The 17,710-nt window shown below is 34.8% G+C and carries 15 protein-coding genes; 3 read left to right on the top strand and 12 right to left on the bottom strand.

Going from position 1 to position 17,710, the window contains the following annotated elements; all coding sequences use genetic code 11:
- Positions 1-8 precede the first annotated feature (8 nt).
- Positions 9-974 (bottom strand): Gfo/Idh/MocA family protein, encoded by a 966-nt coding sequence (locus ACZIX2_RS10415; protein ID WP_463340025.1) that lies wholly within the window; start codon positions 972-974, stop codon positions 9-11.
- Between the two features lie 164 nt (positions 975-1,138).
- Here ACZIX2_RS10415 and ACZIX2_RS10410 point away from each other — a divergent pair, with 164 nt between their 5' ends.
- Complete coding sequence (locus tag ACZIX2_RS10410) at positions 1,139-1,780, top strand: protein-L-isoaspartate(D-aspartate) O-methyltransferase (RefSeq protein ID WP_463340024.1); 642 nt, start codon at positions 1,139-1,141, stop codon at positions 1,778-1,780.
- Positions 1,781-1,859: 79 nt separating this feature from the next.
- On the opposite strand, the gene ACZIX2_RS10405 is transcribed toward ACZIX2_RS10410, so the two are convergent.
- Positions 1,860-2,498 carry a hypothetical protein gene (locus ACZIX2_RS10405; RefSeq protein ID WP_463340023.1) on the bottom strand — a complete coding sequence of 213 codons (639 nt, stop codon included), beginning with the start codon at positions 2,496-2,498 and terminating at the stop codon, positions 1,860-1,862.
- 64 nt (positions 2,499-2,562) lie between these two features.
- Positions 2,563-3,018, bottom strand: a complete 456-nt coding sequence (gene smpB, locus ACZIX2_RS10400; RefSeq protein ID WP_463340022.1) for an SsrA-binding protein SmpB — start codon at positions 3,016-3,018, stop codon at positions 2,563-2,565.
- 70 nt (positions 3,019-3,088) lie between these two features.
- Here smpB and ACZIX2_RS10395 point away from each other — a divergent pair, with 70 nt between their 5' ends.
- Positions 3,089-3,313: a VF530 family protein gene (locus ACZIX2_RS10395; protein ID WP_463340021.1), complete on the top strand. Its 225-nt coding sequence runs from the start codon at positions 3,089-3,091 to the stop codon at positions 3,311-3,313.
- Here the strand turns inward: ACZIX2_RS10395 and ACZIX2_RS10390 are convergent.
- From ACZIX2_RS10390 to ACZIX2_RS10370, 5 genes are all read right to left on the bottom strand, one after another.
- Entirely contained in the window at positions 3,310-3,867 is a 558-nt protein-coding gene (locus ACZIX2_RS10390) for a DUF3575 domain-containing protein (RefSeq protein WP_463340020.1), read from the bottom strand. The genes ACZIX2_RS10395 and ACZIX2_RS10390 overlap by 4 nt on opposite strands.
- Before the next feature lie 125 nt (positions 3,868-3,992).
- Positions 3,993-6,191, bottom strand: coding sequence for a TonB-dependent receptor plug domain-containing protein (locus ACZIX2_RS10385; protein ID WP_463340019.1), 2,199 nt, complete (start codon positions 6,189-6,191; stop codon positions 3,993-3,995).
- A 48-nt stretch (positions 6,192-6,239) separates the two neighbouring features.
- Positions 6,240-6,668, bottom strand: coding sequence for a hypothetical protein (locus ACZIX2_RS10380; protein WP_463340018.1), 429 nt, complete (start codon positions 6,666-6,668; stop codon positions 6,240-6,242).
- Positions 6,669-6,761: 93 nt separating this feature from the next.
- Complete coding sequence (locus tag ACZIX2_RS10375) at positions 6,762-7,313, bottom strand: GNAT family N-acetyltransferase (protein ID WP_463340017.1); 552 nt, start codon at positions 7,311-7,313, stop codon at positions 6,762-6,764.
- Positions 7,314-7,317: 4 nt separating this feature from the next.
- The gene (locus ACZIX2_RS10370) at positions 7,318-8,172 is read right to left on the bottom strand and encodes an aldose 1-epimerase family protein (RefSeq protein WP_463340016.1); all 855 of its coding nucleotides are present in this window, start codon (positions 8,170-8,172) and stop codon (positions 7,318-7,320) included.
- Positions 8,173-8,327: 155 nt separating this feature from the next.
- Here ACZIX2_RS10370 and ACZIX2_RS10365 point away from each other — a divergent pair, with 155 nt between their 5' ends.
- On the top strand, positions 8,328-10,589 hold the full coding sequence (locus ACZIX2_RS10365) for a M1 family metallopeptidase (protein ID WP_463340015.1): 2,262 nt from the start codon (positions 8,328-8,330) through the stop codon (positions 10,587-10,589).
- A 73-nt stretch (positions 10,590-10,662) separates the two neighbouring features.
- On the opposite strand, the gene ACZIX2_RS10360 is transcribed toward ACZIX2_RS10365, so the two are convergent.
- The 4 genes from ACZIX2_RS10360 to ACZIX2_RS10345 all read right to left on the bottom strand — a co-directional run.
- A complete protein-coding gene (locus ACZIX2_RS10360) occupies positions 10,663-12,606 on the bottom strand; it encodes an OmpA family protein (RefSeq protein WP_463340014.1) in 1,944 nt (647 codons plus the stop codon).
- A gap of 42 nt (positions 12,607-12,648) precedes the next feature.
- Entirely contained in the window at positions 12,649-13,293 is a 645-nt protein-coding gene (locus tag ACZIX2_RS10355) for a tetratricopeptide repeat protein (RefSeq protein WP_463340013.1), read from the bottom strand.
- 2 nt (positions 13,294-13,295) lie between these two features.
- Positions 13,296-14,207 (bottom strand): PorP/SprF family type IX secretion system membrane protein, encoded by a 912-nt coding sequence (locus tag ACZIX2_RS10350; protein ID WP_463340012.1) that lies wholly within the window; start codon positions 14,205-14,207, stop codon positions 13,296-13,298.
- Between the two features lie 52 nt (positions 14,208-14,259).
- On the bottom strand, positions 14,260-17,710 hold a 3,451-nt coding region (locus ACZIX2_RS10345; RefSeq protein WP_463340011.1), incomplete at its 5' end, for a DUF7507 domain-containing protein.

Genomic DNA, 17,710 nt, shown 5'->3' with positions numbered 1-17,710 from the left:
AAAACGTACTACTTCTTAAAACAATCAATGATTTGATAGGCCACACGAAGTGCTTCCGTAGCTTGTTCTAAAGTAACAATTGGAGTGGTGTCATTATTGATGGCATCAGCAAAGGTATTCAATTCATCCAAAATGGCGTTGTTTTGTTCTACTTCTGGATTAGCAAAGTAGATTTGTTTTTTTATGCCTTCGGCGTTTTGAAGAATCATGTCGAAGTCACCCGGAACTTCTGGAGCTTCTTTCATTTTTACTACTTCGCATCTTTTTTCAAGAAAATCGACAGAGATATAGGCATCTTTTTGAAAGAAACGCGATTTACGCATATTTTTCATGGAAATTCGACTCGCAGTTAAATTGGCCACACACCCATTTTCGAATTCGATTCTAGCATTTGCAATATCTGGAGTTTCACTAATAACAGATACACCACTAGCGCTGACTTGTTTTACTTTAGATTGAACGACACTCAGTATGGCATCAATATCGTGTATCATCAAATCCAATACTACGGGCACATCTGTTCCTCTAGGGTTGAATTCGGCCAAACGGTGTGCTTCAATAAACATTGGATTTTCAATCATGTTTTTAGTAGCAATGAAAGCGGGATTGAATCGCTCAACATGTCCTACTTGACCTTTGACATTGTATTCTTTTGCAAGAGCGATGATCTCTAATGCTTCTTCAACGGTATTAGCAATGGGTTTTTCAATAAAAACGTGTTTTCCAGATTTAATGGCGACTTTGGCACATTTAAAATGCGATAACGTAGGAGTAACGATATCTACCACATCAACTGCATGAATTAGAGTAGCAATAGTTTTGAATTGTTTATACCCAAATTCTTTTTCTATTTTCTGTCCATTTTCAAGATTTTCGTCATAAAAACCAACTAATTCGTATTTGTCGGATTGTTGCAATAATCTTAAATGTATTTTTCCTAAGTGACCAGCACCTAAAACTCCAATTTTTAGCATAACAATGTTCTTTCTACAAAAATAACAAATTGTCGATAATTACCAATTTTTTGTACAGTGAAAACCCAATATCTTATAAAAGGAAATGCTTTTGATATTGCTATTTCTTTTGATTTGGAAATTGAAATTTTAGTTTAATTTTGCCCAAAAAATAATTCCAAACATTGAAAGATACTTCCAAACATCAAGGCCTTCGTAATCAGTTGGTAACCCTTTTAAAAGAAAAAGGCATACAAGATAAGAATGTATTAGATGCCATAAGTAAAATTCCAAGGCACTTATTTTTAAATTCTAGTTTTGAAAATTTTGCCTATCAGGACAAAGCTTTTCCTATAGATGCAGGGCAAACCATTTCACAGCCCTATACCGTAGCGTTTCAATCGGAATTGTTGCAAGTTAAAAAAGATGATAAAATTTTAGAAATTGGTACAGGTTCTGGTTATCAAACCGCAGTATTGTGCGCGTTAGGAGCAAAAGTATATACTGTTGAGCGTCAGAATGAATTGTTTAAAAAAACGAATGTCTTGTTCAAAAAACTTGGGATTCGGCCGAAACATTTATCTTTTGGCGATGGCTACAAAGGATTGCCCTTGCATGCCCCATTTGATAGTATAATTGTTACAGCAGGAGCACCCATCATTCCTAAAGCCTTAATGGCTCAATTAAAGATAGGTGGCCGATTAGTCATTCCATTAGGAGAAACGACCCAAATCATGACCCTTTTGATTCGGAAAAACGCCACTCAATTTGAAAAACATGAGTTTGGAGAATTTCGATTTGTACCATTGTTGGAAGATAAAAACTAAATTCTATCCAAAATTATCCATAAAAAAAAGACCATTTTCTGAGGGAAATGGTCTTTTTTTTATGAAATTTTTCAAATAACTAAGCTTTAGGCACATTGCCATCTTTCACCATTTGTTTGTATAAAGCGTTAAGAATTTCATCTACCGCAGTACCCACATCACTAAAATGTGAAGATCGAGTAGTACCAGTCCAAAGCAATTTATTTTTAACTAAGGAAAATATATTAGTTTCGACTCTATAATAGGTAGTTTCTTGATAATAACCTGGCGTATAAAAATTTGGAGCATACATGCCGTACCAATTTCCAAAACCATAGCCATATCTTCCAGTGTAAATCCCACCAAATCCACCATAATACATGGAGGTATTGGTTCCGGGTACATAGTTAGTTTCTTTGTCAGTACTTACTAATCGCATGGTTAACACCCCATCAAAATCCTCACTTTTTAAAAGTTCAAGTTTTTGATCTTGTGTTAGATTAGCCGTGTTTTCATTCAGGTATTGGAAAGAAGTTTTAAAAACAGGGTTTTTAGAGGCTATTCGATTTTCGACTGTTCTTCGAGTTGCTTCATCTTTGACTAGCGCTACCACTAGTACTTTTTTAAATTGTTCTTGAGTAAGGGTAGTTTCTGGGTCGCTCCAGCTGTTGACAATAGCCGTATTGCTTCCACAACTAAACAATACTAGGCTAGCAAAAAAAACAAAAATAACTCTCATAATCGTTGATTTTTAGTGATATACACTGTAAATTTAACGATTATTCGTATAAATTCCTTAAAATTTAAAAGGATTTTTTTAAACGATCCAAATCACGTTTGGTGTCTTGTTCTTTTAGAGATTCTCTTTTATCGTAGTTTTTCTTCCCTCTACACAATCCGATTTGTAATTTAGCTAAGCCTTTCTCGTTTGTGAACAACTTCAACGGAACGATGGTCAACCCTTTGGCTTGTACGCTTCTAGCTAAGCTTTTTAGTTCGCGTTTGTTCAATAACAATTTGCGTTCACTTCTAGCTTTATGATTGAATTGATTTCCAAAAGCATATTCTTCTATATAAGTATTAATCGCAAACAACTCATTTTTGGGGTTGAACTCGCAAAAACTTTCTGTGATGTTGGCTTTTCCAAGACGTATTGATTTGATCTCGGTACCCACTAGTACAATTCCAGCAGTATAGGTTTCGATTATTTCATAATCAAAACGCGCTCTTTTATTAAGTATGTTAACTGTTTTTTGCATAGGCCAGCAAATTTAGGGACAAAATACCGAAAGCACAATTCTTTTTATAAAATAGCCATACATTTGTAATATGGAAAAGAAACAATCAAAAGACCCACTGCATGGGGTGACCTTGCAAATGATATTAGAGCAACTGGTAGCTTATTACGGATTTGATACTTTGGGTGAATTAATACCGATTAAGTGTTTTACGTCAAATCCAAGTATAAAATCAAGTTTGACCTTTTTGAGAAAAACTGATTGGGCTAGAAAAAAGGTTGAAGAATTATACTTGCGTTCCTTACCTAAATTTTAGTTCAATTTATAACTTATCATCAGACCTCCGCGATACGGTAGCCATTCTCCACTTTTGTTCCAATTTTTGGCTTTCTCATAGCGCCCTGGTGTACCATCATTGTAGTAACCTTTATAAAATCCTTGATGCCAACCTCCACCCAAAAACGCTTCTAGATTTATTTTATCGGTAATTTTAAAGTTATACCCCACAGTTGCTCCTATGCGGTACCCAAATCCATCTTCATATAAGTTTGTATTCCAATAATTCCATTTTTGAAGCCTGTAAATATCTGGTCCAACATGTGCACCAAAATACCAACCCTTGTATTTTTCTTTAAAATGGTAGCGAACTTCTGGTGTAATGGTGCAAAATTGCATTGGATGATGGCTTGCAAAAGATTTCCAAAAGGAGGCCATAACATCAACACTAAAGGTTGTTTTGTTACCGATACTTGTTTCTATTCCAATATTTGGCACCCCAACCAGTGCCGTTACTCCATTCAGTTTTACATAGGTTTGACTAAAACTAGTAGTTGAGATAAATAGCAAAAGGAGTGTAATTGTATTCTTCATTGTAAAATTTTGATGCAAAGATAAATTTAATTTTGAGAAAATTCTGAAAATAATACCCTTTAAAGAAACAAGCTTGTAGTTTTTTACCGCATAGAAAAACAGATAACTACAAGCTTGCTATTTATTTAAAAAATATATTTGCCACCCAGATAAAAATTCCGTCCCGCAGCATTTATACCTGAAGCAAAAGTTCTGTATTGGGTATCCAACAGATTTTCAATGCCAGAAAAGAGGGTAAGATTATTTATGAGTTTGTAGGCTCCTTTCAGATTATAGGTTTGCCATGCAGGCATTCCGTTGGCTGGTGCATATTGTAAATTATCTTCGCCACTTGGTGAATACTCTTTTAATCTCTTTTTTCCATTGTATAAAATATAAGCATCTGCCATCCATTTATCCGCTTCATAACTTAATCCTGCTTTTCCATAAGTGGGCGCAATATGATCTAATGGAAATCTACCTGAATTATTCTGAACTCTACCATTGGTATAATTGAAGTTACCATAGCATAGCAATTTTGGAAGAAGATACCATTTGAAAGAAGTCGACAGTCCCACAATCTCGCCTTTCCCTTGATTTTGATTCGCGTAAATTTGACTTACTTGTCCTTCATAAATCATGCTATTTTGACCATTGAGTGTAAAAGGAGATGTGACAATGGCATCATACAAACGAGTATAAAAGAAGGTGCTTTCTAGTTGAAAGCGTTTGCCTTCCCAAAAGGTGATGCCCATATCAGCGGTTATGGATTGTTCCGGTTTTATGTTTTGGTTAGGAACAATCACTCTTCCGGGAACCGATTCGAAAATTTTAGCCAAATCATCGATATTAGGAACCCGAAAAGCAGAGGCTAAATTGAATACTAATTTCGCATTTTTACTGGGGTTATGGGCAATTCCAACGGCACCACTATAGGTGAAATTTTCTTGCTTTACCGTGGTGTAAGGAAGTTTGAAAAAATTTGTATCTGCTTCGCTATTCAATTGAGTAAAGCCGCCTCTAAAACTTGTATTGAAGGTTGTCAATTCCGTAATATCATTATTAAAATAAGCAAATGCTTCGGCTCTAAGTGTATTGTTTTTTCCATCAGGATATCGGGAATCTGTAACGGATTCGCCACCAGATAAGATGTTTTTACGAATTCCTTTGGAATGTAAATCATCATAGTAAAAGTCAGCACCATATACCAAATCGCCGTTCCCAATTTTAGTTTTAAAATCGGAAGTCAAAGCGTATACATTTACTTTTTCTATTCTAGAAGTTTGGTTGGCACTACCAAAGCTTCTGGTAATCCTGCTTTCTTCTACTTTTTGATAACTAGCATTCAAATTCAAAGTTGTAGAACCAAAAATGTCTTTTTTTACTAATTTATAAGCTGATAAAAAACGGTCTTGTGGGCCGTAATTCCAAACGGCCGATCTAAGTTTTCCAGAAGCATTTGTATCTGTCAAACGATCATACCTAGGAATGTCTGTTGTAGTAGAGTATTGAATATTCAATGCGTGTTTTGTAGATTCATTTTGCTTAAAAACTACTTTCTGCATAAAATCATATTGGGTATAGCCCGAAAATTTTTGAATGTATTTGTTAGGGTTAGCCACTTGTGTATCAATTCCGTTTTTGGTTTCTACATAGAATAGGCGTTCACCAAAGAAAGGGTTGTTACCATTTTTGTTTTTCCCCATTCTTAAATCTCCAAATTCATTATAAGAAAAAGAGGTTAGGCTCGCCCAACGACGGCCAGCATAATTAAAATCAAAATGTCCCGATTTGCCTTCGTTTACCGTGCTGTAGGAAGATAATACGTTTCCAGAAAACTTTTTATTGCCATTTTCTTCAAGCAAACGGGCGTTTTTGGTTTGCAAAAAAATTGCACCACCCATTGCATCGCTCCCATAAATAGTGGAAGAAGGGCCAAAGAGCACATCAATGTTTTCCAGCATATTTTTATCAACAGTGATGATATTTTGCAAATGCCCCGAACGATAAATAAGGTTGTTCATGCGAATACCATCAACTACTAACAAAATGCGACTAGATTCAAAACCTCTGATGATGGGGCTACCACCACCTTGTTGTGATTTTTGTACGGCTAATGTTCCTGAATTCGCTAGAGCATCAGCGCTAGTTTGAAAGTTTTGAAACTCGATTTGCTTTTTGGTCAGCGTTTCTACTTGTTGAGAAGTGTTTTTTTTGGGCAATACAAACCTTCTTGTACTTACCATTAATTCATTTAATTGTACAGTATTAAGACTGTCTTTTTTTGTTTGAGAATACCCCAAAATGGAGCATAGACAAGTTAACAAAGTAATTGTTTTCTTCATAGTTGCTTTGGTTTAATTTAATAAAAAAATCGATTTTAAAAAATTAAACTAGCAGGGTGGACGCAATAGTTTTTGGCTCAAAAGCCAAGTGCAGATATTTTTTTTATTCTTTATCGAATTTTTAGTAATGAAAAAATTAGGACTATTGTCCATTTTCCATTGGCTTGAAGTAGGTTCGTGTACGGATAAAAAATGCCCTTTTTTCTTGTGTGCAGGGATGGATTTTTGTTTTTGAAACGATTGTGTCAACAAAAGTCTAATTTCGTTTTCCAGTTCGTCTTTTACTACTTGGGCAACAACCCAATTCTTTTTGTAAGTTATTGACTTTACGTCATAATATATGCCATTAATTTGAAACTCTCTTTTATTGTCTTTTGCATTCCATTCTTTTGCCGTAAAATGAAGCCATTGAAATTTTTCCGTTTCGTTAAGCTGATTTTGGAAATGAATATGTTGCCATTCCTGTAATATAAGCATTGTAAAAGAAAAAAAAAGCCCCAAACAGTACATTACGACCATTGTGTACGTACTGAGAATCTTTGTATGCTTCTTTTTTGTTATCATTAATCACTAAATAGTATTAAGTTTAGAATATACAACAGAGTCAATAAACTTACCATCAAAATATTCATTTTCTTTAAAATGGGCTTCTTTAACGAAACCACACTTTTGCAAAGCCTTTTCTGAAGCCCCGTTATTAGGGTCGATTACAGCTTCAATAGAATGTAATTGCATTTGGTGAAAGCCATATTCTACCACCTTATTTATTGCTTCTGTTCCGTAGCCTTTTCCTTGAAAATCAGGAAGCATCATATAGCCAATTTCAGATCGGAAATGTTCGGGTTGAATTCGATAATGCCCAATATACCCAATAAACTCATCGTTTTCTTTTAACGTTATTGCCCAATTGATGCCATCATTACTGTTGATTTTTTCATCCATCATTGCAATTAAAAACAGGACTTCTTCCTGTGTAGTAATTATTGGTCTTGGAATGTATTTCATGGTTACTGGATTGGAGCGCAAGGCCAATAAACCCTTGGCATCAGACTCTTGAATTCTTCTCAAAAGCAAACGTTCGGTTTGTAAGACGGGAAAAGGGGTAAAAGTTACTTTCAACATCAACTTATAGTATTGTAATAGTGTAGTTAGATTGAAAAACAGCCTCTGGAGCCAGTCTTTGAATACCTTCTTTCTCCATCAATTTCCCTGAATTATTTGGAGTATCTGCATAACCAAACCATGGTTCTATACAAATAAAAGGCGCATTTACTGGAGTCCAAACGCCAAGATCTGGAAAATCAGTATAATCTACTTTGAGTATAGGTTGGTTTTCTTCTAAAATTGTTACAGCTTTTGAAGGTATATTTTTGAATACTAAAGCATCATTTTCAAACAATTGATAGTGAAGTCGTAACTTACCGTTATCTAGAGAAAGTTGTTCTGTTTGGTTCGAAATCAATCCCTCATCTAATAAATGATAGGTTAAAGTTGATGCAGTATCAAACTCTAATTGGTATTTTTCAAAAGGTAGAGACAAAGCAAAAGCAGGATGTCCACCAATGGAAAAAGGAAGTATCGTTTTATTCTTATTTATTACTTTGTAACCCAATACCAATGTGTTTTCCACCAAACTGTAGCTCAATTGCAATTCAAATTTTAAAGGGAAAAGTTTTAGCGTATTCGTATTACTCTCTAAGGCCAAAGTGACGCTAGTAGAGGATTGCTCCATTATAGTAAATGAAAGATCTCTAGCAAAACCATGACGAGGCAACTGGAATATTGTGCCTTCATATTCATATTGATTGTTTTTTAGTGTACCAACTATGGGGAATAAAATAGGGGAGTGTTTTCCCCAATATTGAGGATTTCCATTCCAGAGGTATTCTTTTCCTTCTTTATTTTTCAACGAAACCAATTCGGCTCCTTGATGTTGTATGGTAGCTGATAAATATGCATTAGATATATGAATTGTTGCCATGAGTGAAATTTAATATTTTAAGGGAATAAAGATATTGATTAAGAAGATATCATCGAAATTTTTATTTATGCAGCAATATCTTAAATAATATGATAGAAATAAAAAAATGTCTATGTAATTCATTTAATTTGTATTTCAACTAAAAACGATACACGATGTTCAAACGATTTTTCTTTGTTGGCATACTTTTCTTTAGTAGTCTTACTTTACTTTATGCACAGCAGCAATCAGGAGCAAAAGAAACTGAGTCAGTTTCAGTTTATGATTATCACGAGGCATTTGCTCCAAATTTTTATACCAAAAACGGCAGTCTAACGCGTTCAGCAAGTGGGCAACCCGGACCAGCCTATTGGCAAAATCGAGCGGATTATCAGCTAACCGCATTTTTGCAGGAACAAACGAATGAAGTGGTAGGAACAGCAAGCATTAACTATACAAACAATAGCCCAGATCCATTGTCTTTTTTATGGTTGAATTTAGAACAAAATTTGTTCAGACAGGATTCAAGAGGTACTGCTTTGGTTCCGCTTACAGGTAGTAGAAATGGAGGTCAGGGACAATTGTTTGATGCGGGTTTTAAAATAAAATCTGTAAAAGCGTCACTTGGAAAAAAGAAAACTGCCATCGATTTGAAATACATTATTACCGATACTCGTATGCAAGTATTTCTTCCTGAAGCACTTGCTTCCAAAGGAGGTAAGATAAAATTACACATTGAATTTTCTTTTATTGCCCCTAATGAAGGCTCTGATAGAATGGGGGTATTAACTACTCAAAACGGGAAAATTTTTACCATGGCGCAATGGTATCCTCGTATGTGTGTTTATGATGATATTAGAGGTTGGAACACGCAACCTTATCTAGGTGCCTCTGAGTTTTATTTAGAATATGGTGATTTTGATATTAAAATTACGGCTCCAGCCAATCATTTTGTGGTTTGTTCAGGAGAATTAATGAATCCTGCAGAAGTATATACAAATTCGCAATTTCAACGATACAAACAAGCATTACAAAGCGACAACACTGTAACCATCCGTTCTGCAGAAGAAGTTAAAGAAGCAGCCAAAAGTCGTACTATTAGCACGAAAACATGGCACTATTCTATTAAAAATGCACGTGATTTATCTTGGGCTTCATCGACAGCTTTTGTTTTAGATGGTGCCAAAATCAATTTGCCAAGTGGTAAAAAAGCCTTGGCCTTATCAGCCTATCCTATAGAATCTGCAGGTAACGAAGCATGGGGACATTCCACAGAGTACGTAAAAGGTGCTATTGAAAATTATTCCAAGAGATGGTTGGAATATCCTTATCCTGTAGCCACCAATGTTGCGGGTAATGAAGGAGGTATGGAGTATCCAGGAATTGTGTTTTGTAGTTGGGAATCCAAAGGGAAAGATTTATGGGGTGTAACCGATCATGAATTTGGTCATATTTGGTTTCCGATGATAGTGGGCTCAAACGAAAGGCTTTTTGCGTGGATGGATGAAGGTTTTAATACTTTTATCAATACCTTAAGTGGTGCTGATTTTAACAAAGGCGAATACAAAGACCAACCTTCTGATTTGCATGAGATAAGTGAGATGTTAACTCATCCAACACTAGAGCCCATTATGAGTTCTCCTGATAATATGAAAGAGAAAAACATAGGAACCCTTTGTTACTACAAACCAAGTGAAGGTTTGGTTATATTACGCGAACAGATTTTAGGGGCTGAGCGTTTTGATACTGCTTTTAAAACCTATATCGAGCGTTGGGCATACAAACATCCTACGCCTGATGATTTTTTTAGAACCATGGAGAATGTTGCAGGAGAAGATTTGAATTGGTTTTGGAGGTCTTGGTTTCAAAACAATTGGCGTATGGATCAAGGCATACATGCCGTAAAGTACATTAAAAATGATCCCAAGAACGGTAGTATTATTTCTATAGAAAATTTAGAAAAAATGCCCATGCCAATAGTTGTAGAAGTAAAAACTAAATCAGGTGCAAGCAGTCGAATGAAATTACCAGTTGAAATTTGGCAACGTAACAAAGATTGGTCTTTTAAGTTCCCTTCAACCGAAGAAATTGAAACCGTTACCTTAGATCCCGATCATGTTTTTCCGGATGCAAACCCTAGTAATAATGTTTGGAAATCCGGTCAAAGTTTGACCCTTGAGGATGTTATCATTGACAGTTATTTGGGGGTGTATACTACAAAAGAGGCCAATTTAAGCATCACACTTTCAGACCAAAACAATCAATTGCAAGTGGATATAAAAGGTTATCCTTCTTTTATTGCGGTGCCTGTTGTTAATGAAAAAGATATTTTTGAGTCGATTGAAGCAGGTGTTCGTTTTAAATTTAATGTTTTGAAAAATGGATTTGATTTAGTTTTTATGGATAATGGACAAACTATTCCCTTTACCAAAGAATAAATGAAACCAAAAATACCCCCAAAAAGCAATTGCTCTTTGGGGGTATTACTTACTGGCCTTTTTGAATTAATAATTAAAGTGCCGATATAATAAATTCACTTCTTCTATTCATTTGATGTTGGTCTTCGGTACAGTTTGATTGGTTTGTAGGCTCACAACCACAATCGTTTACCAATTGCGATTCACCGTATCCGCGACCTGTCAATCTCGATTTATCAATACCTTTAGCGATTAGCCATGCTATAGTTGATTTGGCTCTTCTTTCGGATAAGGCCATGTTGTATTTAGCGGTTTGTCTACAATCGGTATGAGAGCGAATATCAAGTTTCATCGTAGGATTACGCATTAAAACATCGTGTATTTTAGCTAGATCTATAGCAGCTTCTTTTCGAATATTCGATTTATCTAGATCAAAATAAATCATTTTAATTCCGAAACACTTCCCAAGATCATCGCCAACGGCAACTTTACAGATACTAGTTTCTAATTGAATGTTTAGCTTAGTTTCTCCAGAAGTATTGGGAATGGCAATTTTGACCTCTTTGGCTTTATAATCCGTTTTGATGGCTCTTACATAATAGTTTCTATCACACTCTACTACAAATTGATAATTGCCTCCAGCATCAGTGGTACCTTCACTTACCGTGTTGTATTGACTATCGAGTAAGGTCATTTTTGTTTCAGGCAAAGGAATACCAGTTTCAATATCTGTAACTACACCTGTTAATACTTGTTTGCATCTAGGTTTATAATTAAATTTGTATATATCATCAGAACCTATGCCTCCCTCACGGTTGGAGCTAAAAAAACCTTTATTCGTTTGACTATCTCTGTAGTATCCAAAATCATCTTTAGGAGAATTTACTTCGCCACCATCATTCTCAATTGTTCCAAAACTTCCGTCATTATTAATCTTGGTTGTAAAGATATCAAATCCACCAAGTCCAGGATGTCCGTCAGAAGAGAAATACAGTTCATTGTCTTTTGTAACAAAGGGGAAAGATTCACGTCCTTCCGTATTGATATCTTTTCCTAAATTGATAGGTTGGCCAAAGGTTCCATCAGGATGAATGGCTACTTTATAGAGGTCAGATTGACCAATACTTCCAGGTCTATCCGAAGCAAAATATAAAAGTTGTTCATCTGGGCTTAGCGCTGGGTGTGCTGTGCTAAAATTATCACTGTTGAATGGTAATTCTTTAATATCGGTCCAACGATTGTCTTTTAAAGTAGCTTTATAGATTTTCAACAACGTAGTTTTATTGGCATCTTTTCCTTTTTTTCCATCTAAATAATTGTTTCTAGTAAAAAAAACTGTAGCACCGTCTTTGGAAAAAACAGGAGTAGATTCATGAAATTTAGAGTTAATGTTCGAGTCAAATCGTTTTGGACTGTTTGGGTTCATTTCTGAATCGATGTTTGCAGCATACAAATTGGTAAAATGTTCCCCTGTCCAAGTATGAATTCGCTGACTCACTCCACCAGTATCTCTGGCTGAAGTAAATATCATTTGATTGTCTACTACGGTACTTCCATAATCCGAATACTTCGAATTAATTCCTGCATCTTCTATAGTATAACGACCAACGTTGGCTCTAATTTGAGATAAATAATTTGCATTGTTTTTAAATCGTTTGCTTCTACTGTCTTTTGAAGATTTTCCTTCAAACTTGTTTAGTAATGCATCGGCTTCTTTTTCTTTACCAATAGCTTTAAGTGATTGAGCATATCTATAGTAATATTCAGGTTCTAAATCTGGAGATAATTGATACAATTGCTCATACCAATGTGCTGCTTTATCATAATCTGAATTAAAATAATAAGCATTACCTAATTTTTGAAACATATCTGCCGATTGATACCCTTTTGCAGCAACCCTTTCATAGGTCTGTATGGCATCTACATAAGCATAGTTGTCGTATTTTTTATCAGCTGCAGCTATCTTCGCTTTTTGGGCATAATTGGTGCACCAAAAAAAGGAGGAGATAGCAAGACCAAGTAGTAACTGTTTTTTCATGATCTATTATTTTATTTTAATCATTCAATGTTTGTTATGTGCTTAGAATTTGTTGTTTTGATTGGGAATTTTATTCAGTATTTCAATAGACCTTTCTGTATCGCCTATTTGTTTCAAAGATTGAGCATACCTAAAGAAATATTCCGTTTCAAGTTCAGATGTCATTTTAAACAAAGCTTCGTAATACTTACTTGCTTTAGCAAAATTTTTCTCAAAAAAATAATAATCGGCTAAGTTTTGAAAAATGTCTTTTGAAGAAATTCCTTCATTGGCCATTCTTTCATAGGTTTCAATAGGGTAAATCGAAATCTTCTTTACTTCATAATAGGGGTGTATCGGTTTCGTTTTTTCTATTGAATTTGTATTTTTAATGGTTTGATCTACTGCATTATTCTCTATCACTGTATCTACATGATCTTTATTCTTAATCCTTTTTTTTTCTGTTATAACACGCTTGTTGTTCGGTCCAAGATCATGGGTAGGGATTAGCTTTTTATCAGAAACTATGTATGTTTCTTTAGTATTTCCAAAAGACATATTTATGTATTCCGTTACCTCATAAATAGTGATACTATCTCCAACTTTTTTATTATTGTTTTCCTCTTCATTTTGAAACAAAGAATTAGCCAACACCAAAAATGGATAAAAAACTAATGTGGTTACTATTTTAGATACACTGGTTTTCAAAACTAGAAAAATCTTGGAGTAACAATTTTAGCATTGTTCTTAAATAGTTCAAATCTCAAGAAAACTTCATGAGAACCTGAATTATAATTCTCTAAATTGGTGGTTTCAGCATCGTAGCCATACCCAATGAATAACCCATCGGTGACTTGAAAACCTACCATTGCACTCATTGCAGCACTCCATCGATATGCTACACCAACTACTACTCGTTCTATGAACATAAAATTAGCTGAAGCATCAAACTGAAGCGGGGCACCTTCTACCATTTTTGTTAATATCGCTGGCTTGAATTTAATGTCTTTGGTAAACTCAAATACATATCCAGCTATGAGGTAGTAATTAATTTTTTCTTTAAAAACCGCAATATCATTATCATCGTATCGATTGGTTTCGATAAAGTTTGGAACCGATAAACCTATATAGGCTTTATCAGAGTGAAAATAAATACCAGCTCCAATATTGGGGGTAAATACATTTCTAAGGTTTTGAAACTGTGGATCGCCTTGATCGGATGGATTTAATTTATTGATATCTAAATTAAATATATTAGCCGTTGCCTTAACTCCAAAAGAAAGTTTGAATGTATTTGAAGTAGGCACTGTATAAGATACATCCGCCGAAATGGTATTTTCATTGGTAGGCCCAATCCGATCATTGATAATGGATACTCCAAGTCCAAGTTTACTGTTACCTAAAGGAGTATTCAGAGATGCGGTATTGGTAATTGGAGCACCGTCAAGTCCTACCCATTGATTCCGATGTAAAGCCAAAATACTCATGGCACCTCTACTACCAGCATACGCAGGGTTTATGTTGATGGTATTGTACATATATTGAGTAAATTGCGAATCTTGTTGACTAAAACTAACAATACTAGATAACAGTGCTACTAGAGTGACTATTTTTGTTTTCATAACAATTGTATTTTAGAATTAAAACACATTAAATATAATAAATTGAATTCTATTATTTTGATAAATACAAATATCCGTCTTTACTATTATTCACCTGATTACCATTTGAATCATATGAAGTGTAGGATAAAATGTAATAATACGTTCCTGTTGGCAACCCAGAATTAGCACTAATTGTTGTTCTTCCTCTAGAAATACCATCGAAATAATTGGAGGTATTGTTGTAATTTTTGGTTTCAAATACTAAAACACCCCAACGATTGTATATTTCTATGTTGTTTTCAGGATAACATATTGTATCGTCAATATTGTCAATCATGAAAGTATCATTTAAACCATCTCCATTAGGTGAAAACGCATTGTGAACCACTATAGAACCACATCCTAATACTTTGCAATCAAAGTTCACATTCATATTTATAAAGACACTTCTTGGGCAATCACCATTGTCAATTCTGTATTCAAATTGATAATCACCTACTGCTAGTTCAAATGGGTTGAACTCACTTCCGTTTAGTCTATTTGTAGCACTAATGTCTATCCATCGGCCCCCTGTTGGGATATTAGCAGGGAGTAAGGCATTTAGATTAATAAGTGTTGGATCGGCATTACAAGCAAGGCTATTAACAGTAACAGAAGCAATAGGAGTGATGTCTATAGTTACTGTTGCTGTGTCGCAATCTGTTGGGAACAAATTATTACATATTTGATACGTAAATGTGTATTTTCCAACAGCAATACCATTTGAAACAGAGATGTTACCATTAGCATCGAATACAATATATGGATTTGCTCCTGTGAGTATTTTAAAAGTTACTTCTGACGTTTTCACAGCTGCTCCATTCAATAAATCATTACTCGAAATAACATTACCAATAATTCCAGTATTACTGCATTGAATCAAGCTATATTGATCATTGATAGCATCTAAACCAACATATGTTTTACAGTTTATACCAAAGTCAATGTCAAGATTTACTCTTTCTTGTTCTGTTAGTGTTGCAAAAAGAATGCTGTTAGTAGTGTTTCCACAGTCAATATAGGTTGAAGTTTTGCTAACTTTTGAATTGATTTCTTTATTCGCTTTAGAAGGTAATACTTTCACCAAACCAGTAGCTGCAATTTTTTCAGAGGCTGCTTGGAATAAAGTTTCTTTTTTGAATTCTATTCGGTATTCACCATATGCTCCAAAGTCTGGTCTTGTTCTCCAAAAACCTAAGATACCCATGGTCACGGATCGATTAAAATTGTTAGGACCAGTTATGAATATGTTAGGTACATTTGTTGAACCATTGCCAAAACCTGCGGCATTAAGTTCTCCGGTGTTTTGAACCCCTTCATAACTACCATCACCATTAAAGTCTATCCATTCCCATTTACTAAAGTCTATTGCACCATTACTGTCTGGAATGTTTTTCGTTACCACACCATCATTGTTGGCATCGAACCATTCGTCTTGTTTTCCATTATTATTCAAGTCATACCAAACAAAATCACCCAAAACTGGTAAATTTGTTTTTCCATAATCGAAATCTCTTTTTAAATAATTACAGGTTTCAACTTTAATAACTAAGAAACTAGGATTTACATTGAACAAACCTAAGGCACTATTTAAATTGGCATCTTGCACTTGAAGTACATATTCACCTGGTACCATACCATTGAATGCATAGGTACCATCAGCTTTGGTAATTACAAATAATGTTGACCCTTGAGTACCATTTATTGGGTTTAATGTCACTGGTACATTAGCTAATGGTGTGTTTGTATCGATGTTTGTAATTTTACCAAATACTTTAGTACTATTACAAATTACAGGTACAGTGACAGTAGCCGTGTCGCAATTTCCAGAATCTGCTTTTTCGCATATTTGATATACTAAGGTATAGGTTCCTGCAGGTGTACCTGCTTTAACATCTATACTTCCATCGGGGTTTAAAGTTAATGCTCCTGTAGGATCAGCTGTTACTACTGTTAATTCTACATCATTAGGATTCACAGGATCAGTATTTAATGTATCATTGTTGAAAACATTTAACACATTCAGATTACTATTTAATCCATTTACAGGACTTAAAGTATCGTCTACTGCATCAATTTTAAATCTTGGGCGAGAAGTACAAAATGGATCTGCTGGAGGATAAGCCACTGTTATAGTCACTTCTGGATTTAACGTAAAACTTATTTTCGCTTCAGGTCTGATGTTTTCAAATCCATCTGCACCTTCCATCCATTTATTATTAACCAATATCCAACCAGGCCAGTCTACACCATTACCATTTTGATCCACTGTAACACCAGGCCATAAAACTTGACCACTTAATGGTAAATCTGTCATAGTACTCACCACTTGATTTTTACTGTCTGTCCAAGTAAGTGTTAACCCATTCACTGGAGTAAAGTTTACTGCTGTTGCACTATATTTTAAATATGGTACATCATTGATACAAATAGCTTCTGCCGTAATATTCATCACCGGATTCACAATAGTAATTATTACTGTAGCTGTATCACAATTGGATGTATTTAATTTTTCGCAAATTTGATACTCTAATGTTAGTGTTCCCTCAGGAGCATTTGGTAACACATCTATACTTCCATCTGCATTTAATTGAAGATAAGGATTACTTGTTACAGTTGTAAGTACTACATCGTTAAGATTTAATGTTCCACCATTTAAAGTATCATTTGAAAACACATTCAATACTTTAGGAGTGATTTGATTTACCCCAACAATTGGTCCTGCTGAATCATTATTAGCATCTATTAGATTTGTTGCTTCATTTACTGTTTCGTCATCTTTGTCCTCAATTGGTTTTTTATTAGGATCTAATCCTAAAGCAATAGCTGTATTCAACACGAATCCTCTATTTAAATCTTCTTGAACAACAGTGTAGGTTTGCGTATATTCAACAACTCCATTAGGATCTAATTTTTCAACACTTGTATCTAGCCCTGTCAATGGATCTTTTACATTTACTTGATACAAGGTAACATTACCCGTATTTTTGACTATAATGGTATAATTAATAGTATCACCTACACGACTAAACGATTGTGTAGTAGTAGTTTTTATGACATCTATACCTGGTTTAGGCTCAAGTTCTGTTATGGTACAATCTGGACAATCATTTGATCTTGGACATCTTACACATGGTGTAGGATCAGATGAAGTATCCGTTACATTATTTCCTTTTGGATCTTTTGCAATAACCGTAGCTAAATTATAGATAACACCTTTGTTAACATCTTCTTGTGTAATCACATGTGTACCAGAGAAGGTAGTAGTATCTGAAGCACCTGGTGCTAAAGATGCAATTGGACCTCCTGTGATCGTAGCGTTGTTATCAGCCACTGTGATGTTGGTCAACGTTACATTACCAGTGTTTTTGATTACGAAATTGTAGCTTACAACGTCTCCCACATTGGTAATACCATCGTTGTTGCTGTCCACATAGGTACCGTCTTTTGTAATGTCGATGCTTGGTTTTTGATCCAATTCG

The sequence above is a fragment of the Flavobacterium riviphilum genome, from assembly GCF_055231795.1.
Note: the sequence above shows the minus strand (reverse complement) of the source record. Positions and strands in the feature narration are given on the sequence as shown.

What these genes read in the sequence shown, in the direction of transcription:
- ACZIX2_RS10415 (WP_463340025.1), bottom strand. Translation starts at nt 974, where the DNA reads ATGCTAAAAATTGGAGTTTTAGGTGCTGGTCACTTAGGAAAAATACAT.
- ACZIX2_RS10405 (WP_463340023.1), bottom strand. Translation starts at nt 2,498, where the DNA reads ATGAGAGTTATTTTTGTTTTTTTTGCTAGCCTAGTATTGTTTAGTTGT.
- smpB (WP_463340022.1), bottom strand. Translation starts at nt 3,018, where the DNA reads ATGCAAAAAACAGTTAACATACTTAATAAAAGAGCGCGTTTTGATTAT.
- ACZIX2_RS10395 (WP_463340021.1), top strand. Translation starts at nt 3,089, where the DNA reads ATGGAAAAGAAACAATCAAAAGACCCACTGCATGGGGTGACCTTGCAA.
- ACZIX2_RS10390 (WP_463340020.1), bottom strand. Translation starts at nt 3,867, where the DNA reads ATGAAGAATACAATTACACTCCTTTTGCTATTTATCTCAACTACTAGT.
- ACZIX2_RS10385 (WP_463340019.1), bottom strand. Translation starts at nt 6,191, where the DNA reads ATGAAGAAAACAATTACTTTGTTAACTTGTCTATGCTCCATTTTGGGG.
- ACZIX2_RS10380 (WP_463340018.1), bottom strand. Translation starts at nt 6,668, where the DNA reads ATGCTTATATTACAGGAATGGCAACATATTCATTTCCAAAATCAGCTT.
- ACZIX2_RS10375 (WP_463340017.1), bottom strand. Translation starts at nt 7,313, where the DNA reads ATGTTGAAAGTAACTTTTACCCCTTTTCCCGTCTTACAAACCGAACGT.
- ACZIX2_RS10370 (WP_463340016.1), bottom strand. Translation starts at nt 8,172, where the DNA reads ATGGCAACAATTCATATATCTAATGCATATTTATCAGCTACCATACAA.
- ACZIX2_RS10365 (WP_463340015.1), top strand. Translation starts at nt 8,328, where the DNA reads ATGTTCAAACGATTTTTCTTTGTTGGCATACTTTTCTTTAGTAGTCTT.
- ACZIX2_RS10360 (WP_463340014.1), bottom strand. Translation starts at nt 12,606, where the DNA reads ATGAAAAAACAGTTACTACTTGGTCTTGCTATCTCCTCCTTTTTTTGG.
- ACZIX2_RS10350 (WP_463340012.1), bottom strand. Translation starts at nt 14,207, where the DNA reads ATGAAAACAAAAATAGTCACTCTAGTAGCACTGTTATCTAGTATTGTT.